Consider the following 26,136-nt stretch of genomic DNA (forward strand, 5'->3'; position numbering starts at 1 on the left):
TCACCAGGATCCCGGATGGCTGCTCGACGCCGTGTAGTACTACGCTGGAGCGTGTGAAGGGTCTTGGCGAGCTTGAACGCAGCATCATGGATATTTTGTGGGTGGAGAGCATCCCGCTGACCGCCCGCGAGGTCGGCCGTCTCATCGCCGACCGTGACCTGGCGCCGACCACGGTCATGACCGTTCTCGACCGCCTCACCCGCAAAGGCTTCCTCCGGCGCACCCGTGACGGGCGTGCCTGGCGCTACGAACCCGCGGAAAGCCGCGACAGCTACATCGCCGAGCTTATGCTTGGAGCTCTCGACATGACGGGCGACCGTTCCGCCGCCCTGACCCGTTTCGCCCAGGCCGTCTCCGGTGACGAGGCGGAGATCCTGCGCAGAGCCCTTACGGAGCTGGAGGAAGAGTGATCACGGCAGCGGCGCTGGCCGCGCTCGCCACGGCGTGCGCGATCGGCTCCTGGCGTCTCACCACCGCTCGCTGGACCTACCGCGCGCCCCGCCTGGCCATCATCCTGTGGCAGTCGCTGGGCGTGGCGTGGGGGCTGGCCACCACCGGGGCCATGCTCGCCTTCGGGGTGCAGCCCTACGGCATAGGCGTGCTGCCCGGCCTGGTCGCGTTCGTCCAGGGCGAGGCGCCCGGCACGGCGTGGGACCCGCTGCACGTGCTCGCCATGATCGCCGGCCTCACCTCGCTGACCGTGCTGGTCGTGGTGCTGATCTCGGCGGGGGTGCACGCGCTGCGCGCCCGCAGGCGCCACCGCACGCTGCTCGCGCTGATCTCCCGCGACGACCCCGGCGTGCCGGGCGTGCGGGTGCTCGACCACCCCGGCGCGGCGGCCTACTGCGTGCCGGGGTTGCGCTCCCAGGTGGTGGTGAGCGAGGGCGCGCTGCGGCTGTGGTCGCGCGACGAGCTCGCCGCCGTGCTGGCGCACGAGGCGGCCCACGTACGCGAGCGCCACGATCTGGTGCTGTTGCCGTTCGCCGCGCTGCGCCGGGCGTTGCCCTGGTCGAAGGTGGTGTGCGAGGCGCAGGAGCAGGTGGAGCTGCTCATCGAGATGGCGGCCGACGACCGGGCCCGCCGTTACTGCTCGCCGCGCCGGCTGGCCACGGCCCTGCTGCGGTTCGGCACCGCGGGCGCCATGCCGGCCCCCAGCGGGATGCTGGGCCTGCACGCCAGCAACGTCATGGCCAGGGTCGACCGCCTGATCAAGCCCGCTCCCGAGCTGCCCCGCAGGGCCCGGGCGGGCATCGTCGCGCTGTCCGTGACGTTGGTCACATCGACCCCGTTCCTGTGGATTATCCAGCTCTAGCGCTTGCAGGTGTTAACCAGTTCGTTTGCAACTGCAAGCAACGGGCGGCATAATCGAGGCATGGCACTTCCCAAAGTCGGCTCGATCGGCGAATACATCCGCGAGCAGCGGCAGCAGGCGAAGATCTCGCTGCGCCAGCTGGCTGCCGCGGCGGGGGTGTCCAATCCCTACCTGAGCCAGATCGAGCGCGGCCTCCGCAAGCCGAGTGCGGAGATCCTCAACCAGATCGCCAAGGGCCTGCGCATCTCGTCGCAGGTGCTCTATGTGCAGGCCGGTCTCATCGAGGATCACGAACCTCCCAGCGACGTCATCACGGCGATCCGCGAAGACCCGCACATCACCGAGCGGCAGCGCCAGGTGCTGATCGACATCTACGAGTCGTTCCGGAAGGAAGGACCGGCCGGGGACGAGCAGACCTCCCAGAACGCCCACCCCCGGCCCGCCTCCGCACCGGACGACGAACAGCCGCTGCCGCCCGAACTCCTCGCCGCACTTGAGCCCTACGCGGCGGGCAACGGCAACGGCCCCGTCAACCAGGAAACGAAGGAAGGTTAACCCATCATGACGCTCGCCACCGAAGTGAAGAAACTCGCCGACACCAAGCCGTTCTACGCGGTCGCGGGGGCCGGCGACTACGCCGTGGAGAAGCTGCGCGAGCTGCCCGAGCGGCTGCAGAAGCTGCAGTCGCGCCGCGCCGAGCTGACCAGGGAGCTCCCCGAGAGGGCGCGCGCCTACGCCGGCAAGGCCGAGGACATCGCGAAGGATCTCCCGGAGAGGGCCCGCGAGTACGCCGGCAAGGCCGAGGACATCGCCAAGGAGCTCCCGGAGAAGGCCCGCGAGTACGCCGACGAGTTCACCAACCGCGCCGTCAAGGTCTACGAGGAGTTCGCGGTCCGCGGCCGCAAGGTCGTCAGCAAGACCAGCGGCGAGGCCGCCCTTGAGCTGGAGGAGATGTCGGAGGCCGCCGAGCCGCCGGTCGCCCAGCCGGTCAAGAGGACCCGCACCACCAAGGCCAAGGCCTGACCCACCCGGCGAAGCCCGTCTCCTCGCGGAGGCGGGCTTTCGCGCGTTTCCGGCGCTTGAGCGGTGCCCGTGGAACGCGGGCGGCCATTAGGCTGAAGCCCGACTCATCGCGGCATTGGGCGGGAGCCAACACATGCAATTCATCAACCTGGTCTTCAACCTCCTCTTCTCGGTGCTGTCCCTGATCGTTCTGGGCATGTCGGGATACGCGCTGGTGCATGCGCTCCGGGTGCCGGCCGACGCGTTCGTCTCGGCGGGCAAGCTGCAGAAGAACATCTGGCTGATCATCCTGATTCTGGCCACGCTCTTCTCGGCCGCCGGCGCCTACTCGTACGTGATCAACTTCCTGGTCATCGGAGGCCGTGCCTTCCTGGGCATCGGGCTGGGGCTGTTCTCCATCGCCGCGGTGATCGCCGCCGCCATCTACATCGTGGACGTCAAGCCCGCGGTGAAGGGCATGGGCGGGCGCGGCGGCAACAGCGGCCCCTACGGCCCCTGGTGACGCGCGGCATGACCACCGAGCTGCACGGGCGCACCGAGCGCCTCGAACTCTCCGACCAGAGCCTGCGCGACTTCGAGGCCGTGGTCCTCGACGCGACCCCCGAGGGCATCGTGGTCAACAGGTCGGCCTTCTACCCCGGCGGGGGCGGCCAGCCCGCCGACCACGGCGTGCTCATCTGGCAGGGCGTCGAGACCCGCGTCGTCGGCGTGCGCAAGGGCGACGACCTCCAGCTGATCCCCGCCGAGGGCGACCCGATCCCGCCGGTGGGCACGGTCGTGCGCGCCGCCGTGGCGGACGAGCGGCGCTCCGCCCTGATGCGCACCCACTCCGGCCTCCACGTGCTGTGCGGGGTGGTCTTCCGCGACTTCCACTGCCCGGTCACCGGCGGCAACATGGAGCCGCTGACCGCCCGGATGGACTTCAACCTGCCCGAGGTGCCGCCCGGCTTCAAGGAGGCCGTCGAGGACGCCTGCAACGCCGAGATCCTCGCCGACCGCCGCATCGACGTGCGGGTGCTGCCGCGTGACGAGGCGTTCGCGATCCCCGACATCATCCGCACCGCCACCAACCTGGTGCCGCCGGAGGTGCGCGACGTGCGGATCGTCGACATCGTCGGCCTCGACACCCAGGCCGACGGCGGCACCCACGTCGCCTCCACCAAGCAGATCGGCCGCATCAAGGTGACCAAGGTCGAGAGCAAGGGCCGCGGCTTCCGCCGGCTGCGCATCGCGATCTCCGACTGATCCAGACACCTACGGATGTGTCAGGCGGACCCGATACGATGACCGGCCATGACGGGTTTCAGGCTGACGCTGGCCGCACTGGTGACGACCGCTCTCGCGCTGATCGCCGCTCCCGCCATGGCGGCGAACGCCGGCATCACCGCCGACGTCACCATGACCCTGGGCAAGGGCGGCACCGTCCACGTCGTCGAGAAGCTCGAGGGCGGCTCTGGCGAGCTGAAGCGGACGTTCCTCACCCGCACGCGCCACGACGACGCCAACGACCGTCTCTACGAGATCTCCAACGTCAAAGGCGGCACCTACGCCGACGGCGTGCTGACGGTCACCTCGCCCGCGACCGTCGAGTACGACGTGAAGGGCGCGGTCGCCCCCGCCGGTGACGCCGAGGAGCTGCGCTGGTTCGCGGTGAGCGGCTGGGACACCGCCGTCGACAAGGCCACGGTCAAGGTCACCGGCCCCGGCCTGGTGCAGAACCTCTCGTGCTTCGCCGGCGAGCTCACCTCCGCCATCGGCTGCACCTCCGCGGCGATGGACCACACCGGCACCCAGGCCGACTTCGAGCAGGAGGGCCTCGCGCCCGGCCAGGCCCTCACCGTCGTGGTGGGCTTCCCCGAGGGCGCGAGCGGCGGGCAGCCGATCCTCGACAAGCGCTTCTCCCTGGCCGGCGCGTTCGCGCTCAACCCGGTGACCGGCGGCGCGCTGGCGGCCCTGCTGGTGCTGCTGCTCGGCGGCGTGGCGCTGCTCTACTGGACGCGGGGCCGCGACGCCCGCGTCGTCAGCCACGAGACGGGCGCGGTCAACCCCGTGCGGAACGGCCACTTCTCCCCGCCCGACGGCGTCCGTCCGGGCCAGATCGGCACGCTGGTGGACGAGCAGGCCGACGTGGTCGACGTGACCGCGACCATCGTGGACCTCGCCGTACGCGGCTATCTGCGGATCGACGAGCAGCCCCGGCAGACCTACGACGCCCCCGACTGGCTGCTGGTGCGGCTGCCGCACGCGCCGTCCCACACGCTGCTGCCGTACGAGCAGGCGCTCTACGACGCCATCTTCGAGGGGCGTGAGGCGGTGCTGCTGTCGCAGCTGTCCGGCTCGTTCGCGGCCCACCTGGGCAAGGTCCGCGACGCCCTCTACGCCGACGTGGTGCGGCAGGGCTGGTTCGCCCGCCGTCCCGACGCCGAGCGCACCCTCTGGACCACGGTCGGCGTCGTGCTCCTGGTCGCCGGCGTGGTGTCCACGGCCCTGCTCGCCTGGTTCACCTCCTACGGCCTGCTGGGGCTGGCCGTCATCATCGCGGGTGGCGCGCTGGCCGTCGGCGGCCAGTACATGCCGGCCAAGACCGCCAAGGGGGCGGCGGCGCTCGCGCACACGCTCGGCTTCCGCGACTTCCTCTTCTCCGGCGACGTGGGCAACGTCGCGGAGAAGGACCGGGTCGAGCTGTTCTCCCGCTATCTCCCGTACGCCGTGATCTTCGACGGGGTGGAGCACTGGTCGCGGCTGGTGGCGTCGGTGACCGGCAACGGACACCAGGCCGACAACCTCTACTGGTACCACGGCCCGGCGGAGTGGGACCTGTCGAAGTTCGCCGGCTCGATGCGCACGTTCACCACGACCACGTCGGGCGCGATCTCGGCGAGCCGTCAGTTCCGCACGCTCTGAGGTCAGCGGTGGGTGGTGCGCACGCGCAGCTCGCCCACCGGCTCGCCGCCGCCCATCACGCGGTGGACGGCGAGCCCGTCGAGCGCCGGCGAGGTCAGGCCGAGCGAGCGCAGCGCCGCCACGGTGAGCGGGGTGCGGGCCCGGCCGGAGCCGTCCTCGATCTTGATGACGCCGGTCCTGCCGTCCTCGAACACGAACGCCTGGAAGCCCTCCGCGCCCGCCTTCACCAGCAGGCCGGGCAGCGCCCGCATGAGCGCGGCCTCCGGCCGATGAGTGCCTGACGTCCACTCGGGATGGGCGCGCATCGCGTCGAACACGGCCCGCTCCCTGCTGTCGTCGGCCGCCAGCGCGAGCGACCGGAACGCCTTGGCCACGCCCAGCATCGAGACGAAGAACAGCGGCGCCCCGCACCCGTCGACGCCCGAGGCGGTGATCCGCTCGCCGGTCAGCTCCTCCACGGTGTTCCGGATCGCCCGCTGCAGCGGGTGGGTGACCGCCAGATAGGAGGCGGTGGGCCAGCCGTTGGCGACGCACGCGGCGAGCATGGCGGCGTGCTTGCCCGAGCAGTTCATGTAGAGGCGGCCGCGCTCGGTCACCGCCCGGTCCTCCGGGTAGTCCTCGGGGCAGAGCAGCGCCGACTCGTCGAGCCCCGCCCCGGCCAGGATCTTCGTGACGCCTTCGACGTGGAAGGGCTCGCCCGCGTGGGAGGCGCAGGCCAGCGCCAGCAGCTCGCCGCTCAGGTTGAGGCCGTTGTGGAGCATCGCCAGCGCCTGCAGCGGCTTCATGGTCGAGCGGGGCGAGGCCGGCACGTGCACCGCCCCGTGCGCCTCGGCGGGGCTGCCCACGGTGTCGAGGGCCAGCATGCGCACCTCGTGCCTGGACTCCACGAACCCGGACCGGACGACCTCCACGACCAGCGACATCACGCACCCCTTTCGTCACGAGTCTACGGAGGTCTCACGGCTGGGCCAGAATGGGATCCCATGCGAGCAGTCGTTCAGCGGGTGAGCTCCGCCTCGGTGGTCGTCGACGGGCAGACGGTCGGCGCGATCGACGAGCCCGGCCTCCTCGTCCTGGTGGGCGTGACCCACACCGACACGCGGGCCCAGGCGGCCAGGCTGGCCGCCAAGCTGTGGGGCCTGCGCGTCCTGCACGGCGAGAAGTCGTGCTCCGACGTGGCCGCGCCGCTCCTGGTGATCAGCCAGTTCACCCTCTACGGCGACGCCCGCAAGGGCAGGCGCCCCACCTGGCAGGCCGCCGCGCCGGGACCCGTCGCCGAGCCGCTGGTCGACGCGGTGGTCGAGGAGCTGCGCGGGCTGGGCGCGCACGTGGAGACGGGCAGCTTCGGCGCCGACATGAAGGTGTCGCTCGTCAACGACGGCCCGATCACGCTGATCGTGGACGTCTAGCGGACCCCGCTATCTGATGCGCCGCCGCAGCCCCGGGTCGATGCTCACGTTGCGGCCCGCGTCGGGCGGCACCACGACCTCCTGGGCGGCCGCCACGCCGCCGGCCAGGAGCTGGGCGTCGACCGGGACCGTCCGCTTGATCACCGCCAGCGCGATGGGCCCGAGCTCGTGGTGGCGGGCCGCCGAGCCGACGGTGCCGACCTCCTGGCTCTCGAAGATCACCGGCGCGCCGTGCGCGGGCAGCGTGTCGACGCTGCCGTCGAGGTGCAGGAAGACGAGCCGCCGCGGCGGGTGGCCCAGGTTGTGGACGCGGGCGACCGTCTCCTGGCCGCGGTAGCAGCCCTTGGTGAGGTGGACCGCCGGACCGATCCAGCCCACTTCGTGGGGGATCGTCTTGTGGTCGGTGTCGAACCCCAGCCGCGGCCGGTGCGCCTCGATCCGCAGCGCCTCGTACGCCCACAGGCCCGCGAGCGGCTTGCCCAGGTGGTCGCCCAGCTCGGCGCGCGGCACGTAGGAGTCGCCGGCGGCGGTGGACAGCACCGCGAGGTCGTCGGCCCGCGTCACCTCGACCCTGAGCATGAACCGCATCCGGTCGAGGTAGCCGATCAGGGCGTCGGCGGTGCCGGGCTCGACGTGGGCCAGCACGGCCGCACCGTCGTCGACCAGGGTCAGGTGGTGTTCGACGCGGCCCTGGGGGTCGAGCACGAGCGTCTGCGTCCACTCGCCCGGCTGGAGGGTGTCGAGTTTCTGCGAGGTGAGGTCGTTGAGCCAGGTCAGCCGGTCGGCCCCGGAGACGCGCACCACCTCGCGGTTGCTCCGGTCGACGACCGCCTCGCCTTTGACCAGCGCGCGCTGCTCGGCGAACAGGTCGCCGTAGTGTGCCGCGACGTCGGCGTCGGGGGCGTCGGCTGCGACGGCTCCCGGCAGATCCAGCAGTGGGCTACGCATACCTCCCAGGCTATCGGCACTCGCGGCAGCGCCCGAAGACGGTCAGGTGGTGGACGTCGGCCGCGAACCCCAGCTCGTCGTCGAGCCCGCGCACCAGCCCTTCGGCCAGCTCGGGCCGGACCTCGATGACCTGGCCGCAGCCCCGGCACACCAGGTGGACGTGGTCGGCCTCGGCCGCCAGGTGGTAGGTCGGGGCGCCGTGACCCAGGTGGGTGTGGGTCACCATGCCGAGCTCTTCGAGCAGCTCCAGAGTGCGGTAGACGGTGGAGATGTTGACCCCGCGGGCGGTCTCGCGGACCTTGCCGCAGATCTCCTCGGGCGTGGCGTGCTCCAGCTCCTTGACCGCCTCCAGGACGAGCTGGCGCTGCGGAGTGACCCGGTAACCCTTGGCGCGAAGCTCCTCATGCCACTGCGTCTCCGTCATGCCCCCGAGTCTACGGCCGGACGTTAATCGCTTGCCCTGTCAGCCGGAGACCGCATAGCTTCGTGAATACGCGGAAAGGAGGTGGTCCACATAATGGTTAGCCATAAGAGGACCAGCGAGGTGGTTGTCCGCTGACGACGCGGGCTGTTGTCTCGCAGTCGTTCGCGAGTACGAGGCAACCACCGGGGCCCCTGGCAGCCGGAGGGCGTGACACCTGTCATCGCCTTTGGTCCATCCGGCCCGCTCTCCCCGAGAGCGGAACGTCGCCCGGGGCCCTTCTTCGTTTCTCAGCCGACCTTCTTCAGCTCCGCCGACATGTGCGACGTGAGCGGATGCCCCACCGCGGCCATGTCGTAGGCCCACATCAGGTTGCCGTTGACCAGCCCGTAGAGGCGGCGGCCCGCGGTGTACTCCTTGGCCGTGACCGTGCGCGCCACCACATCCGTCCGCAGGTCGATCTTGTGGAAGACGACCTCGCCGACGTAGATCTCCACGATGCCGGTCGGGTGTGACAGCACCACCTCCAGCTGCCGTTCCGGCAGCGCCCGCCAGTAGCCCGACTCCGTGGCCAGCGGCCTGACCCGGTTGCCGTCCTGGTCGAGCAGCCAGGTGCGGCTCACGTACGTCAGGAAGGGCTTGCCGTTGTGGCCGAACTCGATCTCCTGACCGAAGTTGAAGCTCTCGATCGTCGGGTAGCCCCCGACGCCGGCGCCTTCCCACCGTCCGAGCAGGAAAGCGATCGGTTCCAGGTCAGGATGCACCTGTGGTTCCTCCATATGCAGAACCCTAGTGGCGCGGGGCGGGCGGGTGACGTTCTAGGGTGGCGGGCATGGCACGATCACTGGTGATCAAGGTGACGGCGGGCGCCGACGACCCCGAGCGCTGCAACCAGGCGTTCACGGTCGCGGCCGCGGCGCTCGCGAGCGGAGTTCCCGTCTCCGTCTGGCTGACCGGCGAGTCCGCGTGGTTCGCGCTCCCCGGCCGGGCCGAGAAGTTCGAGCTGCCCCACGCGGTCCCGCTCGCCGAGTTGCTCGGCGCGGTGCTGGCCGGCGGGCGGGTGACGCTGTGCACGCAGTGTGCGGCGCGGCGCGAGATCACGGTCGAGGACGTGATCGAGGGCGTGCGCATCGCCGGAGCGCCCACGTTCGTCGAGGAGGTGACGGACGAGGGCGTCCAGGCGCTCGTCTACTGACCTACTGGGCCAGCACGGCGCTGAGCCGTTCCTGGCGGAGCTGTTCGTAGCGGGTGTCGTCGAGCGGGGCCAGCTCGCCCACCCGCCACGACAGCAGCAGGTCGGCCAGCGCCGGGTTGCGGGCCAGGGCGGGGCCGTGCAGGTAGGTGCCGACCACGTGGCCGGCGTAGCAGCCCTCGAAGCCGTCGCCGTTGCCGACGCCCTTCACGGTCCTCGACAGCGGCTTGACGCCGGGGCCGAGACGGGTGACGCCCATGTGGTTCTCGAACCCGGTCAGCGTCGGCAGCCCGAGCGCGGCGTCGACCTCGGCCACCAGCTCGCCCACTGCCCTCGCGGGACCCCGGGCGCTGGCGAGGTCGAGCAGGCCGATGCCGTCGACCGGCTGGCCCTCCTCGCCGCCGAACGTGCTGCCCATGATCTGGTAGCCGGCGCAGACGGCGAGCAGGGAGGCGCCGCGGGTGACCGCGCGCTGCAGGCCGCCGTCGCGGCGCAGCCGCTCGGCCGCGAGGATCTGCGGCCGGTCCTCGCCGCCGCCGATGAGGTAGACGTCGCCGGTCTCCGGCACCGGGTCGGAGGAGCGGACGTGGACCGTCTCCGTCTCGATCCCGCGACGCTGGGCGCGATGCTCCAGGACGAGCACGTTGCCCTGGTCGCCGTAGGTGCTCAGCAGGTCGGGGTAGATCCAGACGATGCGCAGGGCGCTGTCAGACGGCACGGCCGAACTCCGATCGGATCTGCTGGAAGGCGGTGTAGTTGGCGATCACGTCGACCCGGCCGGGCGGCTGCATGGCCAGCGCCTCCGAGAACGACGCGCAGAGCGCGAACGGCACGTCGGCCACTTCGAGCCGGAGCGCCAGGTCGAGGCGGCGCTCACCGGTCACGAACACGGGCCGCCCGCGCAGGATGCGGTAGTCGACGTCCCACAGCCAGGAGGTGTCGCGGCCGTCGGGGCCCTGCGCGTTGACCGACAGGATGATCGGCAGGTTGGGGTCGGAGACGTCGAACGCCTCCAGCCAGCCCGCGGGGTTCTTGGACAGCAGCAGCCGCGCCTGGCGGCCGTCGCGCTCGACCGTCGTGTAGCGGCCGGCGACCGAGGTCACCTCGCGCAGCCGGGGCATCGCCCGCTCCACCGACAGCCCGAACGCGTCGGCGACGGCCAGCGCCATCGCCGCGTTGGACCGGTTGGCCAGGCCGGGAAGCTGGATGTCGATCAGCCAGCGCTGGCCGCGCGGGTCGATCACCGCGTCGTCGTCGAGCACCCACTGCGGCTCGGGCCGGTGGAAGGTGCACTCGCGGCAGGCCCAGTCGGCGTCCTTGCGCTCCAGCGGGCCGCCGCACTCGGGGCAGCTCCAGGAGTCTTCCTTCCAGCGCTGCCCGCCGGCCACCCAGGTGACCTTGGCGGCCGTGGAGGCGCCCCAGGTGACCAGCGGATCGTCGCAGTTGGCGATGACGTGGGTGGGCTTGCCCGACAGGGCGTTGCGCCACTTCTGCGCCAGCAGCCAGATCTCGGCGGCGCGGTCCATCTGGTCGCGGCTGAGGTTCATCAGGCAGACGACGCCCGCGCCGGTGGTGTCGAGCACCTCGGGCAGGTATTTCTCGTCGACCTCCAGCACGCCGTAGGGCGCGTTCTTGTGCGTGGAGAGGGCGGAGACGTGGCCCGCGGGCATGTTGGCGCCGAACGCGTTGGTGGCCACCTCCCCCAGCTCCAGCAGTGCGGACGTGATCAGCCGCGTCGTGGTCGTCTTGCCGTTGGTCGCGCTGACCAGGGCCAGCTTGCGGTCGCGGGCAAGCTTGCGGAGCAGGTCGGGCTCGAGCATCAGGCCGACCCGCCCGCCGATCACCGAGCCGTCGCCGCGCCCGGTCATCCTGGACAGCGTGGCGGCACTGCGGCCCAGGGCGCTCGCGAGCTGAGCCCGCAGTGAAAGCTGGGTCATGCTGACAAATCCTAGTCCGGATCGGACATGCCCAACCGCTTACTCGCGATCACCGGACCTGTTCCGCCAGGTGAGGCTCCGCGAACGAGATCTCGGGCGCGCTGTCGTGCCCGAACGGCAGCACGAACCTGTGCGGCCACGCCAGCACCCCTTCCAGCCACCCGGCCCCCATGATCTGGCCGACGTGCCGGAGCCTGGCCTGCGGCTCGACGCCGATGGCCACCGCGTCGACGTCACGCCTGACACCCTCGTGCTCGTCGTCGCCCAGGATGACCCGCCAGGCCAGCTCCCTGTTGTGGTCCATCTCCATCGACAGCGGGTGGTGGCGCAGCGCCTTGGCCCGGTGGCCGAGCAGCTCCCCATGGGGCTCCGGGTGCGGGCCGTCGCCGTTCTGCCGGAAGATCGCGTACTCCATCGGCGGGGCGGGGGTGCGCAGGTCCGGCGCGGGCCTCCCGTACGGGAAGAGCCTGTCGACCTCGTGCAGCCAGCGCACCTGCGGGAGCACCCACGAGGCGCCGGGGCGCTCGCCGCCTCCCTGGCCGCCCAGCAGGCGGGTGGCGGCGGCGGCCGCCTTCTCGGTGAGCAGCGCCGGGTCGAACCAGCTCCGCAGCGCCCAGGCGCGGCGCCGCACCGAGCGCTCGACCAGCGTGGCGAGCAGGCACTCGGCGCGACGGGCCGGCAGGTCGGCCCAGGCGGCCGCGAGCGCCCGCGGCACGCCGGGCAGCGGCCGGTTGCTGACGAAGGCGAGCACGACCGTGTCGCACCAGATGCGCAGCCAGGCCCACTCGGGCGCGTCGGCGAGCACGTCGGCCTCGCGCAGCTCCACCAGCGTGCAGGCCTGGCCGGTGCGGCACGGCGCGCCGCAGGCGGCCGAGCGGCGGCCCCTGATCGGCGGCGGCGGGCCGGCCAGCGCCTTCTCGCGCGACTCGCCGAGCGGCACGCGCACCCGCAGCGGCCGGTCCATCCCGTCGGCGAACACGGCCGCGTCGCCGGGCGGCAGCGAGACGACCTGGCGGGACTGCTCCTCGCTGAGGTTCATGGCCGCGCCGACGAGCTGCCGGTCGTCCTCGGCGGGCAGCCGGTGCACGACCTTGAGCGCGGTGTTCTTGACCACGTCGGAGACCAGCTTGGTGGGGATCTGCTCGGCCACCACGATGCCCTCGCCGTACGCCCTGATCTCGGCGAGCATGCCGGCCAGCAGCTCCACCGCGTGCGTGGCGGCCCGGCCGGTGCCGCGGTCGCGCAGCAGCCGGTGCGCCTCCTCGATGACGATGACGTGCCGCAGGCCGGCGCTCTTCTCCTGGCGGGCGCGCATCCGCAGGTGTTCGACGACCCGGATGATCAGCGTGCCCATGAGGAACGCCTTGTCCTCGTCGTTGGCCACGTCTTCGATCGCCAGCACCACGTTGCGGCGCAGCAGCCCGCCGATGTCGGCAGGGTGGCCGCCCTCGAAGAACCGGCCGGCCGAGCCGACGCGCAGCGAGCGCAGCCGCAGCGAGATGAACCCCTCCACGTCGGCCTGCACCTCGCGGCCGTAGCCGATCTCCTGGATGACGTCCATCGCGTGCCGCTGGAGCTGCTCCAGCGTCGGCACGCTCGGCGGCACCTTCGACCCGGGCACGGCGCCGCCGGTGACGACGTCCCAGCCGGTGGCCTCGTACACGCGCTGCAACGCCAGCGACATGATCTGCGGGAACGGCTCCTCGGCGTCGAAAGCCGCCATGAACAGCGCCCTGATCATGTCGATGTGCGCCTGCACCGGGTAGCCGGGCTCCGGCTCCAGCGGGTTCACGCTGAACGGCACGCCGTCCGGCGCCGACGGGTTGATCACGGTGACCTGCGCCGGTTCGACCCGCCCGGCGATGGCCGCGTACTCGGACTTGGCCGCCTCGATGGCCAGCCACGGGATGCCCGCGTTGCTGAGCTGCTCCAGCAGGTGCCTGACGGTCTGCGACTTGCCCGAGCCGGTGGCGCCGGTGACGAACGCGTGCCGGTTGAGCGTGGCCAGCGGCACCCGGAACGAGCCGACCGGCCGGTCCTGGCCGTCGAGGATCTCGCCCAGCTCCAGCTCGCCCTCCCCGGCCTCGGACGTCACGTCGAAGAACCCGGAGTCGAGCACCCGCACGCCCGGCACCTCGCGCCTGGGCAGCCCGGCCAGCGCCGCCAGCGCCCCCGCCGTGGCCGCGAACGGGGCCGCCGCGCCGTCGGCGGGGTCCTGCATGGTCAGCGCCAGCGCCTCCGGCAGCGCGTGCACCGCGCCGTGCGCGCTGCGCAGCCGGTACGGGTGATGGCTCATCTCCACCGACCCGACCAGGACGGGCGCGATCTGCCGCAGTTCGTCAGGGTTGGCGGCGCCGGCCAGCACCCGGACGTTCCAGAGCCCGGCCTCGCGGAAGGCGTCGAGCTCCTGCATGCGCCGCTCGGCCCGCTCGGCGTCGAACCTGGACCGCTCGGAGGCGTCGCCGTACTGCCTGAGCACGTTGAGCTGGGTGCGCAGGTGAGCCACCTCGGCGTCGAGCAGGTCGGTGGGCTCGGCCACGACCAGCCACGCGAAGGGCCGCGACATCAGGGTGACCAGCGTCGCCTCGAACAGCGTCGGCCTCTTCAACTCGTCGGCGTCCGGTTCCCTGCGGCCCCCGAGCGGCGGCGCCTGACGGCCGGGGCACGGGGTCCAGACCAGGTCCGCCAGGTCGGCCAGGTAGCCGTCGTCGAGCTCGACGCCGCGCGCGCCGCCGGGGAAGAGCAGCGGCTGCGGCCCGGCCGGGCGGTCGGGCGAGTCCGGCGACCGGCGCGGCTGCCGGGGCGGCGACAGCGGGCCCGCGTTCGTGATCAGCTCCAGCGGCGCGCCCGACCCGCGCGAGAGCCAGCCGATGACGAACGGCCTGTCGCGCGCCGCCGCCGACAGCGCGGCGGGCAGCACGGTGACGAAATCCCACTCGGCCGACGAGCTGCGCGAGGGAGCGGCGATCGACTGGATCCGGTACCAGGGTCCGCTCAGCGACACACTCGGCTGCATTTCATCCCCCCACAGACGGTTGTCAGTAAACTCCCGCCGAACGCCAGCGCATCACGTGGACTTTGACCATTTCCTTGCCTGTCATTGCCTGTCCTTGCGCCAGTCGAGGCGTGCCGGTGGCGGGCCGAGGTTCGGCGGCGGCTCGCGGTGGCCGTTCTCGGAGGGCTCCTGGATCGTGGTCTCGCGCACCTCCTCCAGCTCGGCGAGCGTCGTCTTGGGGAAGGTCAGGATCGCCGGGTTGGCGTCGGCCAGGCGGACCCGCCGGCCGTGCGCGGTCGCGTCGGTGACGATCACCGACGTGGTGGGGAGCTGCTGGAGCTGGTGCGGCTCGACGAGGAACTCGCGCGAGCGCTGCAGCACCCGCTCCTTCTCCGAGATCTTGTCGGCGGTGCGGCCCCACTCGGTCGACTCGGTGATGTCCTCGGCCAGGTCCGCGGCGCTCTCGTCGGGCCGCCCGCCGGCGTCGTCGAGCTGCTCGATGGTGGAGGTGTAGCCGCCGTCCAGGCCCGGCAGCGACTCGCTGATCGTCTCGGTGAGCTGGGCCAGCTCCAGCCGGTGCTCGGTGCCGACGTGCTCGCTCGCCACCCTGGCGTCCTCGGCGTTGCCCAGCCGCATGAACGCGACCGCCGCGTGGCCGCGGCCGAGCCGCTCGCGCACGGTCGGCGTGAGCGAGCGGTAGGTCAGCACCAGTCCGGTACGGGACGTCTCGCAGGCGTCCATGAGCCGGTCGAGCACGTCGCCGCGGAGCTTGTCGGCGCCCGCCACGATGATCGTGTGGTACCACGGCCGGTCGGAGGCGGGCGACTGGCGCAGGATGTGGGTGAGCGCGGTCGCCACGTACGTGCCGAGCACGCGGTTGCCGAACACCCCGGCCTGCCGGTCCATGCTGACCACGCGCAGCCGGGCGGGCGGCAGCCGGACCGCCTGCGTGCCGAGCGTCTCCAGCTTGCGCAGCTGCGACTCCAGCGCCCAGGCCCGCTCGATCACCACCCGGTCGCTCACCCCGCGCCCGAACAGCGTGCCGATGCGCTCCAGCTGGGTGGCGGTGATGAGGCCGAACCGCAGGTCCTCGCGCGGATCGCCGACCTGCGCCAGCGCCCGCAGGGCGGCCGTCACCTGGCTGATCGTGGCGTTCTCGCCGAGCACCTCGAGCACCCGTTCCAGGATCGCGTTGTCGAAGCTGAGGTCGCGGGTGGTGCGGTGCTCCTCGCTCACGCTGACCACGTGCGCGAGCACGTCGGCGAACGCCTCGGGCTTGAGCGTCGCCCCCAGGTCGAGCCGGGGCAGGTCCACCGGCAGCACCCACACGAGCGGGTCGTCGCCGCCCTTGCGGGCCAGCTCGATCAGGTCCTTGGCGATCGCGCCCTCCGACAGGTCGAGCACCGTCAGGTGGCCGCCGCTGTAGAGGCGGGTCGCGCCGAGCAGCGTGATCAGCGCCGACCAGCCCGGCAGCGTGCCGCCGGCCACGTCGACCCGGTCGATCTCGTCGGGCACCGCGACCGCGTACCAGGTGAGCTGGCGGTCGAAGCGTTCCTTCTCCTCCTGCCACTCGCGGTAGAGCTGGGCGTGCTCCTCCTGCGCCCTGAACAGCTCCCTGTCACGTTCCTGGCGCTGGCGGTCGTTCCTCGCCTGCTGCTCCGACACGCGGTAGCGGACCGCCCGGTCGCCCTGGACGAGCGCGTAGGCGCAGATGGCCGCCACCCCGCCGGCCGCGAGCACGCCGATCAGCGCGAACTGCCAGGCGAGGTAGCCGACCAGGGCCAGCACGACGATCAGCGCGGCCAGCACGAGCATGAACGCGCGCACCAGCCGCACCGGCCGGTTCAGCATGTCTTCCTGGAGCCGCTCGCGGCGCAGCAGCGCGGCCCGCTCCTCGTCGTCCCGCTCGGTGACGGGCGGCTCCTCCGCCGGAGACGGCCGTTTCGGCGGCGGGCCCGGGTCGGGATGCGGCAGGATGTACTGCCAGCCCAGGTAGATGCGGTCGGCCTGGAGCTGCGCGTGATCGGGATGCACGTCCGCCACGTGACCCCCTCCGGCTGCGCTATGTCGTTCTGTTTTCCCTCCGCTCCGTGACAGCGTATGAGCTACAACCCCTGCTGCGGCAGGGTTCTCGGCAATTCCGCCAGCTTGATGGGCGCAATGGGGTGAGTGGGACAAGGTTGACCTATTACCATCACTAGCCATGACGGAAGCGCCCGCCGGCAGCAGCGAACACAGACGCCCGGTCGTGGTGCCCGTCATCGCCCTGCTGACCGTGACCGTCGTCGGCATCGTCGCGCTGCTCGGCGGGCTGGAGGAGGTCGAGGTGCCGCCCAAGACGCTCAGCCAGGGCGCGGTCCTCGACCAGGGGCTCTACTCCACCAGGTTCGTCGAGGCGCGGGTGACGGTGGAGAAGGGCGAGCTGACCTTCGAAGAAGACAAGCGGTTCGTGGAGATGGTCTTCGACGTCACCAACCTGGGCGACGAGACCATGAGCGTCGGCATGCCGCCCGCCAAGCCCGATCAGGCCGGGTTCGGCTCCTCCTTCGCCAACTCCCTGGTCAGGATCACGCCGGCGATCAAGGAGGGCAAGGGGCCGTTCACCTTCGCGCTGGCCGAGGAAGACCAGACGAACCAGCTCCATCCGGGCACGACGACCAAGGTCGTCGTACGCTACCGGCTCGACGCGGGCGAGCGGCCGCCCGAGCGGATGACGCTCGACGTGGCGACTTTCGCGTACGAGCCCGGCTTCCAGGACGAGACCGTCCGGTGGCAGATGGTCACCGAGCAGGCAGGCGAGAAGTGGGTGCCGACCGTCCAGGCCAAGGTGACGCTCCCCGTCAAGACCGGAGGCTCGGCGTGACCGCCACCGCCCGGCGCCCCGAGGCTCCCGAGGCCCCCGGCCGGCGCTCCGGGCGGCGGGGCGGCTCGCGGCTGCTCAACGCCGCCGTCGGGCTCGTGCTCCTGGGCGCGGCGATCGGCCTGCAGTCGCTGGACCTCAGCCACAACGAGTACTCCGCGCCGCTGACCTACCTCGGCGGCAAGGGCGAGAACGTCGACGCCACCCGGTTCGTCGTCCGGCTCAACTCGGTCACCGCGGCCAAGAGCATCCGGCACCTCTCCGACACGCTCAAGACGGACCGCCTGTTCCTCGTCGTCGACGTCTCCGCCAAGTCCAAGCTCAAGCCGTACAAGCTCGGGCCGGCCGTGCTGCTGACCGCCGACGGCAAGAAGTTCTCCGCCACCGACCGGATCGACAGTTCGGCCACGGCCAGCGCCAAGTGGGTGCAGCCCGACATCTGGGCCGGGGGGTCGTACTTCTTCGAGGTGCCCGCCTCCGTGCTCGCCGGCGCCCGGCTGGTCGTCGGGCTGCCGCCGACGGCGCTGGTCGAGCCGTACCAGCCGGAGGCCGAGATCGACCTCGCGCTGGACGAGGCGGCGGCGCGCAAGCTCGTCGGCTCCGCCCAGGACGTCTACTCCACCGCCGAGAAGTGATCTGCCGATGAGCAACGAACGCGACTGGTTCGCTCCCAGGAAGGACCACCGGCGCCCGCAGGAACCCGACACCCCGCCCTCCCCCGGCCCGTACGACCAGGTCCCGCCGGAACAGGACGACCCGCCGTACGATCCGGAACGGCCCTCCCGCCCCCGGCACGCGGCACCTCCTGGTCAACCCCCGCATCACGGAGATCCGGGACAGCCCGGCGCGGGCAGGCCCACGTACCCGGACGGCTCGGGCCGGCCCACATATCCGGACGGTGCCGGCCGGCCGTACCCGGATCAGCAAGCCGCCGAGCAGCACCCCGCCACCGGCCATCCGGCCCATCCTGACCGGCAGCCCCCCGCCGGCCATCCGGCCCGCCCTGACCAGCAGCCCTCGGCCGGACAACGCTCCCCCACAGGCCGACCTGCGCGGCCGCGACGCCAGGCGCGGCCGGGACAACCTCAGGCTGGGCAGGCGCCCCCTCAGAGTCCCGCGCCCCCTCCGGGCTGGCCTCAAGGCCCGCGCGGGCAAGGCGCCCAGGGAGGGCCGCCCACGACCCCCGGCACGCTCCCTGGCCGGAGCCGCCCCATGCCCCCCGACCAGCAGGTCTGGCCCCCCGTCCCGCGCCGCAACCCCATGGGCGCCACCCAGCCCATCCCGGCGGTACGAGCCGACAAACCCCTGCCCCGGCCCTTCCCGCCCCCCGGGAAACCCGCCCCCGGACCGGCCGCACCCGAAGCGAGCCCCCCGGCCCCCCGACCCGCCGCACCCGAAGCGAGCCCACCGGAGCGCCGGCCCGCCGCGGAAACCGGCGGACTCCACCCCGCGCCCGGCCCCGACGCGGCCCTGGGGATGGGGGGACTCGGCGCGGAGACCGCCGCCTCAGGGATCGGCGGACCCTCCGACACGGCCGCCCTGGGGATGGGCGCGATCGCCGCGAAAACCGGCGGGGCCGGTGAGAGCGTCTCCGGGGCCGGAGGGGCTGCCTCCGGAAAGGGGGGCGCGCGGTCGCGGAGGAAGCGGATGGTGTTCGTCGCCGTGGGCGCTGTCGTGGCGTCCCTGCTCGCCACCGCCGCCACCGCGTTCGACGGCTACCAGTTCTACGAGTCCGTCACCACCAGAGGGCTGTACCCGAAGCAGGTGACGGTCCCGGCCGGTGGCTCGTACGAGGTCTACAAGACGGAGTTCAAGGCCGCCGTCGCCCCCACCGACCCGCCGAAGGACAACAAGCACGGCCCGGAGGTCACCTGGCTCGCGATCGACATCAGGAAGAAGGTCCTCGACGAGGACAGCGCGACCATGGTGGCCGAGCCCACGGATCTCGAGCTGACCGACCGGGCGGGCCGCACCTGGGTGGTGGAGCTGATCCCGGGCGACCGGCCGACCGACCGGCTGGTGGTGGGCCAGGAGTATCGGATCCAGGGCGTCGCCGTGGTGCCCACCGAGGTGAAGGACGAGGTGGAGCTCTCCTTCAGGCCGAGCTCGTACCGCTCGGACACTCCCATCGACGACCTGTTCAAGAAGGACTCGGAGGCGGTCAGGATCGACAACCTGGTCGAGCTGACGTTCAGGAGGCGTTGAGCGGCTCGCCGCGGAGCCGGGCGCGGGTGGCGGCGATGTCGAAGGTGGCCGCCAGGAGCGCCATGGTCAGCGTGGTCACCAGCAGGTCGCGGACGAAGCCGACCGGCGCGCCCAGGTACATCCAGGCCCAGTCGGCCTCGGAGCCGATGAGGGTGCGGACCGCGCGGTCGCCGTAGCGGGACCCCACGGTCAAGGCCACGTAGCACAGGCACATCATGCCGAACAGCGGGGCGCCACCCCTGACGATCATCCGCAGGGAGTTGGCCAGCGGCAGCCAGCGGTCGGTGAAGCCGCTGGTGACGTGCTGGAACGACTTCTGGGTGATCTCGTGGCTGCTTTCCAGCCGGTCCACGCCCTTCTCCAGGCGGGTGCCCCTGACCAGGGTGCGCGCCTCGTCGGAGAAGGCGCCGAAGACGAGCATGGCCACGGTGAGCCAGGCCAGCGGGACCGCCACCGCGTCCAGGAACAGCGGCCAGAAGGCGCCGAACGCCTCGGTGAAGGCCTCCCAGGCCGGGACCGTCTCCTTGGCGTCGGCCAGCGCCTGCCTGGTGCCGGCGACGGCCGCGCGGCTGTCCGTCCACTCGGCGCGGGCGTCGGCGAAGGCCACCGTCGCGTTCAGCCCGTAGAAGACGAAGCCGAACTCGGAGAAGGCGGCGGCGAACCCGTAGAACCGGCCCTTGCCCTTCTCCACCAGCTTGGCGAAGAGCGTCTTCAGCAGGAACGTGACCGCCATCGCGCCGAGTGACACCCGCCAGTCGAGGTCGGCGAGGCTCATGCCGACGTGGGTCTCCTCGCCGAACCACTGGGCCTCGGTCATGTCGTAGAAGTGGTGCAGCAGGTCCATCTGCTGGAAGTCGCGCGCGTCCTCGGTGTGGAAGCCCCAGGCGAGGTAGAGGACCGCGAACGCGGGGGCCATCCGGTCGAGCGTACGGAAGAACCGCTCGTCCTCGACCCCGTCGGCGGCCCGCGCCCGTACCTCCCAGAGCGCGCCGCGCATGCTGTGGAGCATGCCGGTGGTGACGGTCATCGCGGCCAGCACGACCAGCGTGAGGATCGTCATCACGGCGACCAGGCGGAGCTGGCGGAAGTCCCCGTAGGCGACCTCCGTGCCCGCGTACAGCAGCACGTAGCGGACCAGTTCGCCGGCGGAGAACCAGAGGATGAGGGGCAGCGCGCACTTCCCCGCGAGCCGCAGGGTGTGCATGGGCAGTGAGAACGGCGACGGCATCCGCCGGCCCGGTGCGGGGCCGGGCCGTGGCGGCGCCATCACACCAGACGTTCCGGACATCGGTGGAATGGTAGCGGGATGCCACAACCTGCCGCAGCCGCATCCGGGCAACCGGTCACCGTGAAGCCAGGCGCGGTCGCGGGCCCGGAGATGCATCATGGCTCCATGGACTCGCGGCCCGCGCCGGACACCGATCCGCGCGTGATCGGGCAGCGGGTGCGGCAGCTGCGCCAGGCGCGCGGGGTCTCGCTGTCGGAGCTCGCCAGGCGGGCGAGCATCGGCAAGGCCACGCTCTCCGGCGTCGAGACCGGCACCCGCAACCCCACTCTGGAGACGCTCTGGGCCATCACCGCCCAGCTCGGCGTGCCCATCGGGGCGATACTCGACTCCCCGCCCGAGCCCCGGAACGTCCGCGGCACCGCCGTGGAGGCGGCGCTGATGGAGCTCTTCGAGGACGATCACGTCACGTACGAGCTCTACCGGCTGCGCGTCCCTCCGGGGATCACCCAGAACTCACCTGCCCACCTGGAGGGGACGACGGAACATGTCACGGTCTTCAGCGGCACCCTGGCGGCCGGGCCCCTGGACGCCCCGCTGACCGCGGGGCCGGGCGAGCACATCTCGTGGCGCTCGGACGTCCCGCACGTCTACCACGCGACGGACGCCGACGTCGTCCACGCCACCCTGCTCATGCGCTATCCGGCCAAGCTCTGAGAGCCGCGGCGGTGAAGTCGTCCAGCGGGTAGAACAGCTCGATCGCCAGCTCCGACAGCGTCACGTCGGCGGGGGCGCCGAACGTGGCCATGGTGCTGAACATCGCCAGCTCGCCGAACGGCGTGCGGAAGCGCAGCGGCACCTGGATCGGGCTCGGCCGGTGGTGTGAGCCGCCGGGCTCGTCGCCGCCGGGCCCGGGATAGCGGGACACCTCCTCGTACAGGGCCCGCAGGTCGGCGTCGCCGGTGGCGTTGACCTGGCGCAGCAGCCGGTCCAGGAACAGCTCGCGCACCTCGCCCAGGTTGGACAGCCGCGAAGCGAGCCCTTCGGGGTGCAACGCCAGCCGGAAGACGTTCGGGCACGGCTCCAGCAGGTGTGCCGGGACGCCCTCCATGAGGACGGCCATGGCGCGGTTGCCCTGCACCACGTTCCACAGCCGGTCCACCACGACCGCCGGGTACGGCTCGTGCGCGGTCAGCATGGTCTCCAGCGCCGACCGGACCGACGCCATGTAGCCGTCGTCGAGGCTGCTCTCCCGGTACGCGGGGGCGTAGCCGGCGGCGAGCAGCAGGGTGTTGCGTTCCCTGAGCGGTATGTCCAGCGCGGCCGACAGGCGCAGCAGCATCGCCCGGCTCGGCTTCGCGCGGCCGGTCTCCAGGTACGACAGGTGCCGGGCGGAGGTGTCGGCCAGGAGCGAGAGGTCGAGCTGGCTGAGCCTGCGACGGCTACGCCACTCGCGCAGGAGCGTCCCCGCCGGTGACGGCTGTCGTGTGTCCATGCGGAGGAGCCTAGGCCGTCACCAGGTGGGCGCCGCCATGACCTCGGAGGTTATTGAGACCGTGATCCGGGCGGTGACATGGTCGTTCCGGACAGGCCCTTCCGGGGGCGGACCCGAGGGGGAGGAGTGACCGGTATGAGCACGGCGACAGGGGCGGAGGTCGCCCGGCGTACCACGGTCGGCGGCGCGGCGGCGGAACGGCTCCGCGTGATCCTGCGGATCGACGGCTGGAGCACCGCCGTCTTCGGCGTGGTCCTGCTCGCCGCGTGGCGGCCGTTCTCCGGCTGGTTCGGGCTGCCGCCCGCCTGGTCGGTGCCGTTCGGCGTGGCCATGCTCGGCGGCGCCGCCGCGCTCGGCCTGATCGCCGGCTACCCCCGGATCCCCGTGCGGTACGTGGCGCTGGTCGTCGCGGGCAACGCGCTGTCGTGCGTGGCTCTCGTGGCCCTGGTGCTGACCGGGGCGATTCCGCTCAGCGGCCTGGGCGTGGCTTTCATGCTGACCGGGGCCGCGGTGGTGGCGGTGTACGCGGGGCTGGAGTTCCTCGGGCTCCGGCGCGCCCGGACGGAGTGAACGGGCGGCCGCGCGGGAGTCCGGCCCGGCCGCACGCGAAGGGCCCGCGTCCGGGAAGGACGCGGGCCCCTTGGCGATCAACGATCAGACGGCGACGGCCAGCTCGGACACCTCACCGAGCTTGGCGCTCACCTGGACGTCGCGGGTGACGCCGCCGCCCGCGATGATGCGTACGGTCCAGTCGCCGGGGCCGGCGAAGAAGCGGAACACTCCCTCGTCGGACACCACGACCTCACCGGTGAACTCGCCGGTGTGGTCGAGCAGCCGCGCGTAGGCGGTACCGACGCCGGTGACCCTGCCCTGGATCACCGCCTGGTTGGACAGATCGATCCCGGCCGGCAGCGCGATGGTCTGCTCCGGCGCTCCGCAACCCTGCGCGCTCATCGGGCCTCCCCCAGCTCGATCGGCACGCCCACGAGCGAGCCGTATTCAGTCCACGAACCGTCGTAGTTCTTCACGTTCTCCTGGTCGAGCAGCTCGTGCAGGACGAACCAGGTGTGGGCGGAACGCTCGCCGATGCGGCAGTAGGCGATGGTGTCCTTGCCGAAGTCGACGCCCGCCTCGGTGTAGAGGGTGCGCAGCTCGTCGTCGGACTTGAAGGTGCCGTCGTCGTTGGCCGCCTTGGACCACGGGATGCTGCGGGCGGTCGGCACGTGGCCGCCGCGCTGCGCCGACTCCTGCGGCAGGTGGGCGGGGGCGATCAGCTTGCCGGTGAACTCGTCGGGCGAGCGGACGTCGACCAGGTTGAGCTTGCCGATCGCGGCGACCACGTCGTCGCGGAAGGCGCGGATGGACGTGTCCTCCTGGGCGACGACGTACTGGGTCTTGGCACGCTCCGGCACGTCGGTGACCAGCTCGCGGGACTCCAGCTCCCACTTCTTGCGGCCACCGTCGAGAAGCTTGACGTTCTCGTGGCCGTACAGCTTGAAGTACCAGTAGGCGTAGGCCGCGAACCAGTTGTTGTTGCCGCCGTAGAGGATCACGGTGTCGTCGTTGGCGATGCCGCGGTCGGAGAGCAGCGCCTCGAAACCGGTCCTGTCGACGAAGTCGCGGCGGACCGGGTCCTGCAGGTCCTGCCGCCAGTCGATCTTCACTGCGCCACGGATGTGGCCCTTGTCGTAGGCGCTGGTGTCTTCGTCGACCTCGACGTAGACGACACCAGGGGTGTCGAGGTTGGCCTCGACCCAGTCGGCATCCACCAGGACGGCGGAGCGGCTCATTGTGGTACCTCCATGTTGGCGGCGGGCAATATACGGCGGATCAGCAGATACATTTCGCAGCCAAGGCAGAATCCGAAGGCTGCGTTGAGGAATGCGGCGAGGAGGGCCGCGGCCGTGGCCACGAGGGCCAGCGACATGATCCCGGTGGCGAATCCGGCCAGCCCCGCGACCGCGAAGACCAGCCCCACCCCCTGCGCGAAACGCGGCGGGCGGGAGTCTTCGGTCTCCTTAGGGGCGCTCCTGACGAACGCCCCCAAAAGCATCCCGTACGGTGATCTGCCCGCGATGCCGAACGCGAACACCACGGCCTGGGCGGCAAGCAGCCAGGCGCTGCCCGTCACCAGGACGAGGAGGAGGATCAGAGTGGTCATGGCCGCGCCGAAGCGCAGCGCTCTGGGATCGGCACGCATCGTGGGATGCTCCTGCAAGGGGGTCGGGAAGAGGCGGATCGGAAGTCCGCGCGAGACCGTCCTCAGGCAGCGCGACAGAGCGCGGTCGCGACGCGGCAGAAATCAACCGCGCGCCGCTTCGTCAGCAGCTCTGTCGATGGGTTCATGCCGAGAAGACTACTCGGCGTCTCGACATCTGTCACATGTCGTCCGGCTTGTGAGACGGGTCGTGAGACACGACCGCGGCGAGCGCGTTCAGCACGTCGGCCTTCCTGGGCTGCCCTGACGCCTTGCGCACGATGGCTCCCCGGCCGTCGAGCACGAAGACGGTCGGGGTGCGCAGCACGTCGAGCCGCCGTACGAGGTCGAGCCTGGACTCGGCGTCGATCTCCACGTGCGCCACGCCGGGGACCAGCGCGCTCACGTCGGCGAGGATCCGGCGCGTCGCGCGGCACGGCTGGCAGAAGGCGGTGGAGAACTGCACGAGCGTGGCCCGCTCCCCCAGCTCCGCGCCCAGCTCGCCGGCTCCCAGCCGGTCGCCGGGATCACGGTCGCGCAGGCGTCCGTCGGCGCGCAGCCTGATCACCCCGATCGCCGCTCCGAGCGCCAGCGTGGCCAGCGCGATCCACACTCCGGTCATCTTCCGCTGCAACCACCGGCCCCGCGGATTACTTCCCCGTCACCGGGATCCGCACCAGCACCTCGCCGCCGGCATCGGTGATCTCGAACGCGGCGATGTCGGCCATCGCGGTGCGCGTCTCGTGCCGGAAGACCGCGTTGTCCTCGTACATCTCGCGGGTGACCTGCCACGGCTCGGTCCGTTCGCGGGAGCCGTCGGCGGCGACGACCACGAGCCTGCACTCCGTGCCGGGCGGGATCCCTTCGACCTGCACCATCAGATCCGTGCGGCGGCCGTCGGGCGCGGCGGTCACGGTCGCCCGGTAGCCGGCGTCGGCGCCGGTGAACGCGCGTCCCAGCGGGGAGCGCAGCGGGGCGGGCGCGCGCGAGTCCGAAGGCGCCGGTGAGGACTCCTGCCGGGTGGTGAGCTTCTCGCTGTCCTGCGCCTCTGCGCTGTTGTCCTCGGCGCTGTTGTCCTCGGCGAGCTCCGACTGGGCGGCGTCGCCCTCGCCGGCGCTGAACTGGCTGGCCCGCTCGGCGGCCGGCGCCGAGGCGGCCGTCGGAGCCTCGCCGGGCATGGCGGACCACACGACGCCGCCCACGCCCACCACCGCCGCCGCGGCCGCGACGGCCATGAGCGCGCGGCCCCGCCTGCGCCGCCTGGCGCGGTCGGTGAGCAGCCGTTCGAGCACCCGCCGCGGCGGGCTGGCGACCAGCTCGACGTCGCGCTCGGACACCTTGCCCAGGAACCCGGCGACGCCCGCCAGCTCCTCCAGCTCGCCGCCGCACTCCTCGCAGGTGGCCAGGTGGAGGTCGATCTCCTCGGCCTCCTGCGGGTCGAGCGCGCCGAGCGCGTGCGCGCCGAGCGCCAGCCGGACCTCCTCACACGTCGTCATGGCGCCAGCCCCCGCTCTTCCAGCGCGAGCTTGAGCGCCCGCAGCGCGTAGTAGGTGCGCGACTTGACCGTGCCCGCCGGGATGCCCAGTTTCGCCGACGCCTCCTTCACCGATCGCCCCCGGTAGTAGACCTCCATGAGCACCTCGCGGTGCTCGGGCCGCAGCGCGGCTAACGCCTCGGCCACGGCCCACGACTCGACCGCGCGCTCCAGCTCGTCGTCGGCCGGCAGCACCGCCAGCGCCTCGTCGCCCGTCTCGGGGGGCCGCGCCCGGCGGGCGCGGTGCTGGTCGACGACGAGGTTGCGGGCCACGGTGAACAGCCAGGCGCGGATCGGGCGGCCCTCCAGTGCGCCGGGATGCCGCCACGCCCGCAGCAGCGTCTCCTGCACCACGTCCTCCGCCCGTCCCGAGTCGCCCGTCAGTCGCAGCACGTATCCGTACAGTGGCCCGGCGTGCTCGTCGAACAGGGTCCTCACGAGTTCCTCGTCGGCGGTGCCAGCTGAGCTCACCCCCTCAT

Annotated in this window: 31 protein-coding genes; 14 read left to right on the forward strand and 17 right to left on the reverse strand. The window is 71.9% G+C overall.

All coding sequences use genetic code 11. The features are described from left to right. Positions 1-53 precede the first annotated feature (53 nt). From ACIBF7_RS42040 to ACIBF7_RS42070, 7 genes are all read left to right on the forward strand, one after another. Complete coding sequence (locus ACIBF7_RS42040; protein ID WP_148036680.1) at positions 54-410, forward strand: BlaI/MecI/CopY family transcriptional regulator; 357 nt, start codon at positions 54-56, stop codon at positions 408-410. Next, positions 407-1,312, forward strand: coding sequence for a M56 family metallopeptidase (locus ACIBF7_RS42045; protein ID WP_148036679.1), 906 nt, complete (start codon positions 407-409; stop codon positions 1,310-1,312). Before ACIBF7_RS42040 ends, ACIBF7_RS42045 begins: the two co-directional genes overlap by 4 nt. Positions 1,313-1,372: 60 nt before the next feature. Further along, positions 1,373-1,867 carry a helix-turn-helix domain-containing protein gene (locus tag ACIBF7_RS42050; protein WP_148036678.1) on the forward strand — a complete coding sequence of 165 codons (495 nt, stop codon included), beginning with the start codon at positions 1,373-1,375 and terminating at the stop codon, positions 1,865-1,867. 6 nt (positions 1,868-1,873) lie between these two features. After that, a complete protein-coding gene (locus ACIBF7_RS42055; protein ID WP_271278950.1) occupies positions 1,874-2,335 on the forward strand; it encodes a hypothetical protein in 462 nt (153 codons plus the stop codon). A 133-nt stretch (positions 2,336-2,468) separates the two neighbouring features. Then, the gene (locus tag ACIBF7_RS42060) at positions 2,469-2,837 is read left to right on the forward strand and encodes a DUF2516 family protein (RefSeq protein WP_148036676.1); all 369 of its coding nucleotides are present in this window, start codon (positions 2,469-2,471) and stop codon (positions 2,835-2,837) included. Between the two features lie 8 nt (positions 2,838-2,845). Further along, the gene (locus ACIBF7_RS42065) at positions 2,846-3,580 is read left to right on the forward strand and encodes an alanyl-tRNA editing protein (protein WP_148036675.1); all 735 of its coding nucleotides are present in this window, start codon (positions 2,846-2,848) and stop codon (positions 3,578-3,580) included. Positions 3,581-3,628: 48 nt separating this feature from the next. After that, a complete protein-coding gene (locus ACIBF7_RS42070) occupies positions 3,629-5,239 on the forward strand; it encodes a DUF2207 domain-containing protein (protein ID WP_364233028.1) in 1,611 nt (536 codons plus the stop codon). Positions 5,240-5,241: 2 nt separating this feature from the next. Here the strand turns inward: ACIBF7_RS42070 and ACIBF7_RS42075 are convergent, their stop codons facing one another. Then, a complete protein-coding gene (locus ACIBF7_RS42075) occupies positions 5,242-6,162 on the reverse strand; it encodes an asparaginase (protein WP_364233025.1) in 921 nt (306 codons plus the stop codon). 60 nt (positions 6,163-6,222) lie between these two features. Here ACIBF7_RS42075 and dtd point away from each other — a divergent pair, with 60 nt between their 5' ends. Beyond that, positions 6,223-6,648, forward strand: a complete 426-nt coding sequence (gene dtd, locus ACIBF7_RS42080) for a D-aminoacyl-tRNA deacylase (protein ID WP_364233023.1) — start codon at positions 6,223-6,225, stop codon at positions 6,646-6,648. A 9-nt stretch (positions 6,649-6,657) separates the two neighbouring features. On the opposite strand, the gene ACIBF7_RS42085 is transcribed toward dtd, so the two are convergent. From ACIBF7_RS42085 to ACIBF7_RS42095, 3 genes are all read right to left on the reverse strand, one after another. After that, positions 6,658-7,596 carry a glycine cleavage T C-terminal barrel domain-containing protein gene (locus tag ACIBF7_RS42085; protein WP_364233020.1) on the reverse strand — a complete coding sequence of 313 codons (939 nt, stop codon included), beginning with the start codon at positions 7,594-7,596 and terminating at the stop codon, positions 6,658-6,660. 10 nt (positions 7,597-7,606) lie between these two features. Next, positions 7,607-8,020: a Fur family transcriptional regulator gene (locus ACIBF7_RS42090; RefSeq protein ID WP_148036670.1), complete on the reverse strand. Its 414-nt coding sequence runs from the start codon at positions 8,018-8,020 to the stop codon at positions 7,607-7,609. Positions 8,021-8,307: 287 nt separating this feature from the next. Further along, a complete protein-coding gene (locus tag ACIBF7_RS42095) occupies positions 8,308-8,796 on the reverse strand; it encodes an FABP family protein (protein WP_148036669.1) in 489 nt (162 codons plus the stop codon). Positions 8,797-8,849: 53 nt separating this feature from the next. Here ACIBF7_RS42095 and ACIBF7_RS42100 point away from each other — a divergent pair, with 53 nt between their 5' ends. Further along, complete coding sequence (locus tag ACIBF7_RS42100; protein WP_219546152.1) at positions 8,850-9,212, forward strand: DsrE family protein; 363 nt, start codon at positions 8,850-8,852, stop codon at positions 9,210-9,212. A 1-nt stretch (position 9,213) separates the two neighbouring features. Here ACIBF7_RS42100 and ACIBF7_RS42105 read toward each other — a convergent pair whose 3' ends face one another. From ACIBF7_RS42105 to ACIBF7_RS42120, 4 genes are all read right to left on the reverse strand, one after another. Beyond that, a complete protein-coding gene (locus tag ACIBF7_RS42105) occupies positions 9,214-9,927 on the reverse strand; it encodes a type 1 glutamine amidotransferase (RefSeq protein ID WP_148036667.1) in 714 nt (237 codons plus the stop codon). Beyond that, positions 9,917-11,146: a MurT ligase domain-containing protein gene (locus ACIBF7_RS42110; protein WP_148036666.1), complete on the reverse strand. Its 1,230-nt coding sequence runs from the start codon at positions 11,144-11,146 to the stop codon at positions 9,917-9,919. The genes ACIBF7_RS42105 and ACIBF7_RS42110 overlap by 11 nt, the downstream gene beginning before the upstream one ends. 49 nt (positions 11,147-11,195) lie before the next feature. Continuing rightward, complete coding sequence (locus tag ACIBF7_RS42115) at positions 11,196-14,150, reverse strand: ATP-binding protein (protein ID WP_397199620.1); 2,955 nt, start codon at positions 14,148-14,150, stop codon at positions 11,196-11,198. A gap of 93 nt (positions 14,151-14,243) precedes the next feature. After that, entirely contained in the window at positions 14,244-16,184 is a 1,941-nt protein-coding gene (locus ACIBF7_RS42120; RefSeq protein WP_148036664.1) for a hypothetical protein, read from the reverse strand. A gap of 160 nt (positions 16,185-16,344) precedes the next feature. On the opposite strand from ACIBF7_RS42120, the gene ACIBF7_RS42125 reads away from it, so the two are divergent. The 3 genes from ACIBF7_RS42125 to ACIBF7_RS42135 all read left to right on the forward strand — a co-directional run bounded on the left by ACIBF7_RS42125 (position 16,345) and on the right by ACIBF7_RS42135 (position 19,206). Further along, on the forward strand, positions 16,345-17,004 hold the full coding sequence (locus ACIBF7_RS42125; RefSeq protein WP_397199621.1) for a hypothetical protein: 660 nt from the start codon (positions 16,345-16,347) through the stop codon (positions 17,002-17,004). Next, positions 17,001-17,636 carry a hypothetical protein gene (locus ACIBF7_RS42130; protein ID WP_219546149.1) on the forward strand — a complete coding sequence of 212 codons (636 nt, stop codon included), beginning with the start codon at positions 17,001-17,003 and terminating at the stop codon, positions 17,634-17,636. The genes ACIBF7_RS42125 and ACIBF7_RS42130 overlap by 4 nt, the downstream gene beginning before the upstream one ends. Before the next feature lie 1,012 nt (positions 17,637-18,648). After that, positions 18,649-19,206: a hypothetical protein gene (locus ACIBF7_RS42135; RefSeq protein ID WP_148036661.1), complete on the forward strand. Its 558-nt coding sequence runs from the start codon at positions 18,649-18,651 to the stop codon at positions 19,204-19,206. On the opposite strand, the gene ACIBF7_RS42140 is transcribed toward ACIBF7_RS42135, so the two are convergent. Next, positions 19,193-20,494 (reverse strand): hypothetical protein, encoded by a 1,302-nt coding sequence (locus tag ACIBF7_RS42140; protein WP_219546147.1) that lies wholly within the window; start codon positions 20,492-20,494, stop codon positions 19,193-19,195. The genes ACIBF7_RS42135 and ACIBF7_RS42140 overlap by 14 nt on opposite strands. Positions 20,495-20,599: 105 nt before the next feature. On the opposite strand from ACIBF7_RS42140, the gene ACIBF7_RS42145 reads away from it, so the two are divergent. Next, positions 20,600-21,148 (forward strand): XRE family transcriptional regulator, encoded by a 549-nt coding sequence (locus ACIBF7_RS42145; protein ID WP_364233003.1) that lies wholly within the window; start codon positions 20,600-20,602, stop codon positions 21,146-21,148. Here the strand turns inward: ACIBF7_RS42145 and ACIBF7_RS42150 are convergent. Continuing rightward, complete coding sequence (locus ACIBF7_RS42150; RefSeq protein ID WP_364233000.1) at positions 21,123-21,926, reverse strand: helix-turn-helix transcriptional regulator; 804 nt, start codon at positions 21,924-21,926, stop codon at positions 21,123-21,125. The two genes, ACIBF7_RS42145 and ACIBF7_RS42150, sit on opposite strands and share 26 nt — an antisense overlap. A gap of 135 nt (positions 21,927-22,061) precedes the next feature. Here ACIBF7_RS42150 and ACIBF7_RS42155 point away from each other — a divergent pair, with 135 nt between their 5' ends. Next, positions 22,062-22,496, forward strand: coding sequence for a hypothetical protein (locus ACIBF7_RS42155; RefSeq protein ID WP_271275214.1), 435 nt, complete (start codon positions 22,062-22,064; stop codon positions 22,494-22,496). Between the two features lie 84 nt (positions 22,497-22,580). On the opposite strand, the gene ACIBF7_RS42160 is transcribed toward ACIBF7_RS42155, so the two are convergent. The 7 genes from ACIBF7_RS42160 to ACIBF7_RS42190 form a co-directional block, all read right to left on the reverse strand. Further along, a complete protein-coding gene (locus tag ACIBF7_RS42160) occupies positions 22,581-22,880 on the reverse strand; it encodes a DUF1416 domain-containing protein (RefSeq protein WP_148036656.1) in 300 nt (99 codons plus the stop codon). Beyond that, the gene (locus ACIBF7_RS42165; protein WP_148036655.1) at positions 22,877-23,716 is read right to left on the reverse strand and encodes a sulfurtransferase; all 840 of its coding nucleotides are present in this window, start codon (positions 23,714-23,716) and stop codon (positions 22,877-22,879) included. The genes ACIBF7_RS42160 and ACIBF7_RS42165 overlap by 4 nt, the downstream gene beginning before the upstream one ends. Continuing rightward, complete coding sequence (locus ACIBF7_RS42170) at positions 23,713-24,126, reverse strand: DUF4395 domain-containing protein (protein ID WP_397199622.1); 414 nt, start codon at positions 24,124-24,126, stop codon at positions 23,713-23,715. Before ACIBF7_RS42170 ends, ACIBF7_RS42165 begins: the two co-directional genes overlap by 4 nt. Before the next feature lie 62 nt (positions 24,127-24,188). Beyond that, entirely contained in the window at positions 24,189-24,272 is an 84-nt protein-coding gene (locus ACIBF7_RS42175) for a putative leader peptide (protein WP_350668905.1), read from the reverse strand. A 32-nt stretch (positions 24,273-24,304) separates the two neighbouring features. Beyond that, complete coding sequence (locus tag ACIBF7_RS42180; RefSeq protein ID WP_219546141.1) at positions 24,305-24,745, reverse strand: thioredoxin family protein; 441 nt, start codon at positions 24,743-24,745, stop codon at positions 24,305-24,307. Positions 24,746-24,773: 28 nt separating this feature from the next. Then, a complete protein-coding gene (locus ACIBF7_RS42185) occupies positions 24,774-25,619 on the reverse strand; it encodes a zf-HC2 domain-containing protein (RefSeq protein ID WP_364232995.1) in 846 nt (281 codons plus the stop codon). Then, positions 25,616-26,128: a sigma-70 family RNA polymerase sigma factor gene (locus tag ACIBF7_RS42190; protein WP_148036651.1), complete on the reverse strand. Its 513-nt coding sequence runs from the start codon at positions 26,126-26,128 to the stop codon at positions 25,616-25,618. The genes ACIBF7_RS42185 and ACIBF7_RS42190 overlap by 4 nt, the downstream gene beginning before the upstream one ends. Positions 26,129-26,136: the final 8 nt, after the last annotated feature.

Source organism: Nonomuraea sp. NPDC050478 (genome assembly GCF_044458265.1).
In the GTDB taxonomy this organism is placed as follows: Bacteria; Actinomycetota; Actinomycetes; order Streptosporangiales; family Streptosporangiaceae; genus Nonomuraea; species Nonomuraea ferruginea.

Bases quoted from the DNA above. Each gene is read 5' to 3' on its own strand.
- ACIBF7_RS42050 (WP_148036678.1), top strand. From the start codon at position 1,373: ATGGCACTTCCCAAAGTCGGCTCGATCGGCGAATACATCCGCGAGCAG.
- ACIBF7_RS42055 (WP_271278950.1), top strand. From the start codon at position 1,874: ATGACGCTCGCCACCGAAGTGAAGAAACTCGCCGACACCAAGCCGTTC.
- ACIBF7_RS42060 (WP_148036676.1), top strand. From the start codon at position 2,469: ATGCAATTCATCAACCTGGTCTTCAACCTCCTCTTCTCGGTGCTGTCC.
- ACIBF7_RS42065 (WP_148036675.1), top strand. From the start codon at position 2,846: ATGACCACCGAGCTGCACGGGCGCACCGAGCGCCTCGAACTCTCCGAC.
- ACIBF7_RS42070 (WP_364233028.1), top strand. From the start codon at position 3,629: ATGACGGGTTTCAGGCTGACGCTGGCCGCACTGGTGACGACCGCTCTC.
- ACIBF7_RS42075 (WP_364233025.1), bottom strand. From the start codon at position 6,162: ATGTCGCTGGTCGTGGAGGTCGTCCGGTCCGGGTTCGTGGAGTCCAGG.
- dtd (WP_364233023.1), top strand. From the start codon at position 6,223: ATGCGAGCAGTCGTTCAGCGGGTGAGCTCCGCCTCGGTGGTCGTCGAC.
- ACIBF7_RS42085 (WP_364233020.1), bottom strand. From the start codon at position 7,596: ATGCGTAGCCCACTGCTGGATCTGCCGGGAGCCGTCGCAGCCGACGCC.
- ACIBF7_RS42090 (WP_148036670.1), bottom strand. From the start codon at position 8,020: ATGACGGAGACGCAGTGGCATGAGGAGCTTCGCGCCAAGGGTTACCGG.
- ACIBF7_RS42095 (WP_148036669.1), bottom strand. From the start codon at position 8,796: ATGGAGGAACCACAGGTGCATCCTGACCTGGAACCGATCGCTTTCCTG.
- ACIBF7_RS42100 (WP_219546152.1), top strand. From the start codon at position 8,850: ATGGCACGATCACTGGTGATCAAGGTGACGGCGGGCGCCGACGACCCC.
- ACIBF7_RS42110 (WP_148036666.1), bottom strand. From the start codon at position 11,146: ATGACCCAGCTTTCACTGCGGGCTCAGCTCGCGAGCGCCCTGGGCCGC.
- ACIBF7_RS42125 (WP_397199621.1), top strand. From the start codon at position 16,345: ATGACGGAAGCGCCCGCCGGCAGCAGCGAACACAGACGCCCGGTCGTG.
- ACIBF7_RS42135 (WP_148036661.1), top strand. From the start codon at position 18,649: ATGGTGTTCGTCGCCGTGGGCGCTGTCGTGGCGTCCCTGCTCGCCACC.
- ACIBF7_RS42140 (WP_219546147.1), bottom strand. From the start codon at position 20,494: ATGTCCGGAACGTCTGGTGTGATGGCGCCGCCACGGCCCGGCCCCGCA.
- ACIBF7_RS42145 (WP_364233003.1), top strand. From the start codon at position 20,600: ATGGACTCGCGGCCCGCGCCGGACACCGATCCGCGCGTGATCGGGCAG.
- ACIBF7_RS42150 (WP_364233000.1), bottom strand. From the start codon at position 21,926: ATGGACACACGACAGCCGTCACCGGCGGGGACGCTCCTGCGCGAGTGG.
- ACIBF7_RS42155 (WP_271275214.1), top strand. From the start codon at position 22,062: ATGAGCACGGCGACAGGGGCGGAGGTCGCCCGGCGTACCACGGTCGGC.
- ACIBF7_RS42160 (WP_148036656.1), bottom strand. From the start codon at position 22,880: ATGAGCGCGCAGGGTTGCGGAGCGCCGGAGCAGACCATCGCGCTGCCG.
- ACIBF7_RS42165 (WP_148036655.1), bottom strand. From the start codon at position 23,716: ATGAGCCGCTCCGCCGTCCTGGTGGATGCCGACTGGGTCGAGGCCAAC.
- ACIBF7_RS42170 (WP_397199622.1), bottom strand. From the start codon at position 24,126: ATGCGTGCCGATCCCAGAGCGCTGCGCTTCGGCGCGGCCATGACCACT.
- ACIBF7_RS42175 (WP_350668905.1), bottom strand. From the start codon at position 24,272: ATGAACCCATCGACAGAGCTGCTGACGAAGCGGCGCGCGGTTGATTTC.
- ACIBF7_RS42180 (WP_219546141.1), bottom strand. From the start codon at position 24,745: ATGACCGGAGTGTGGATCGCGCTGGCCACGCTGGCGCTCGGAGCGGCG.
- ACIBF7_RS42185 (WP_364232995.1), bottom strand. From the start codon at position 25,619: ATGACGACGTGTGAGGAGGTCCGGCTGGCGCTCGGCGCGCACGCGCTC.